At 55.5% G+C, this 1,109-nt stretch carries 2 protein-coding genes; both read left to right on the top strand.

All coding sequences use genetic code 11. The features are described 5' to 3' along the window. A partial coding sequence (locus VA603_RS11045; protein WP_323438861.1) for a helix-turn-helix transcriptional regulator occupies positions 1-237 on the top strand: 237 nt, incomplete at its 5' end. 671 nt (positions 238-908) lie between these two features. Continuing rightward, the coding region (locus VA603_RS11050) for a hypothetical protein (protein ID WP_323438862.1) at positions 909-1,109 on the top strand (201 nt) is incomplete at its 3' end.

Here is a 1,109-nt window from a genome sequence, read left to right on the forward strand (position 1 = left end):
AAGACGACCCAGGGCCATAGCCAGCGATATGCTCAGGCGAGCCACGCGTTTGGTGCTGACTCCTTCCTGCGCATGAAAGCCGTGATTGAACTGAGCGGCTTGAGCCGCTCCACGATCTACAGTTACATCAAGGACGGCAAGTTCCCCGCGCAGTGCAAGATTGGTGAGCGTGCAGTCGGCTGGCGAGCAAGCGCAGTCTTTGAATGGATCTCCACGCGCGCACGTGGCGCGCAATAAAAGCACACTAATTTAACGAGCACACGCTCGCTTGTGGCATAGGCACCGCGCCCCGTCACAACTTCCCTGCAGGGAAAACTCATTGATTCCATCCCGAATCAATTCCGGTATCTATTTAATGGCAATGGCAATTAGTAGCAGCTAGAAACAAGCAACAGCAGCTTACAGCCATCGCCAATTAACGATGCCTCGACTTATGCCAACCCGCCACACCCACAAGTGAGCTGGAAGATTGGCAATACCTTGCACTCAGTTTCATCGGTGCAACCGCTATTAGCGAGCCACCCTAAATCAGGCGTGACCTTTCCCAAGGCCTTATTCAATGCCTGAAGTCTGGGCACGTCAAAGCCCTCGCTTCGCCACTAAATCCAATCACTACGGAGCGCCTGTTGAATGAACAAGCTCAATGACGACTTTTGCATTTACCCCGGCATGCCGGACCGCGCACCAGTTGCACTCCAGGACAATAACAACCGCGCAGTACGCCCCCCTGCTCAGCCGATGCTGCAGGTGGCTGCGCGACGGGTTGCGCAGATTGAAGCGCTGCACAATCGTTTCTCGGATGGCTACATGGTTCAGGAAGGCCCAACCATGCGACTTTCCGCGGCGAGACTGCTGATGCCAAGCTGCATCAGCTGTTCCGCCTACTGGAGCTCTCCCATAAAAACGTCATGGGTATTACAACCACGGCATGCCGACGTATACGGAAGCAGGCTACCAGCAGTCACACGCTGCACTACGCCTACCGGCTGAGCGCGGTTGGCAAGGAAGTTCTCGCATGCTGCAAGATCTACATGCTGCGCACGGATGAGCTGGAGGACTGGACCACCAAGCACAGCAACGACCTATTTAGCCCGACCATGACCGTCATG

Origin of the sequence: Stenotrophomonas capsici (assembly GCF_034961085.1) — a bacterium.
GTDB classification, from domain to species: domain Bacteria; phylum Pseudomonadota; class Gammaproteobacteria; order Xanthomonadales; family Xanthomonadaceae; genus Stenotrophomonas; species Stenotrophomonas capsici.